Annotated in this window: 1 protein-coding gene; it reads left to right on the forward strand. The window is 73.2% G+C overall.

The window, feature by feature from the left end; translation table 11 throughout:
- Positions 1–49: 49 nt before the first annotated feature.
- Positions 50–586 (forward strand): YrhK family protein (locus tag CQZ88_RS10960; protein ID WP_102799750.1); only part of this gene is annotated, 537 nt, incomplete at its 3' end.

Here is a 586-nt window from a genome sequence, read left to right on the forward strand (position 1 = left end):
GGGCCGCCCCTCTGCACGGCGGCGGGCCGCGCCCGCTAGGTTCGCGGGTGTGTTCACCCGGCCGACGCTGCGCCGCGAGTCGCGGCTGTTCGTCATCGGCTCCGCCCTGTTCGCCGCGGGTTCCGGCGGCGTGCTCGTCCTCCCCGCCGCCACCTCGAATCTGCTCTACTTCGTGGGCTCGTGGTTCTTCACCGCGGCAGCGACCGTGCAACTGCTGCTGACGCACCGCCCGCCCGCGGCGACGCGCGTGGACCGGTACGACTGGTGGTCGGCCGCGGTGCAGTGGGCGGGCACACTCGCGTTCAACGTGAGCACCGGATTCGCGCTCGTCGCCGGCCTGACGGCGTCCGAGGAGCGGAACCTGGTGTGGCGGCCCGACGCCGTCGGGTCGGTGTGCTTCCTCGTCAGCAGCGCACTGGCGGTGGTGGCCACCACCGACACCGATGCGCTGTGGGATCCGCACGCCCGCAACTGGCGCAGCACGTGGCTGAACATGCTCGGTTCGCTCGCATTCGGCGCCTCGGCCGTCGGCGCCCACATCGATCCGGCCGGCGAAACACTCGCGCCGCGGCTCGCGGACCTCGGC

Origin of the sequence: Rhodococcus sp. ENV425 (genome assembly GCF_002887785.1) — a bacterium.
Taxonomy (GTDB): Bacteria; Actinomycetota; Actinomycetes; order Mycobacteriales; family Mycobacteriaceae; genus Rhodococcus; species Rhodococcus aetherivorans.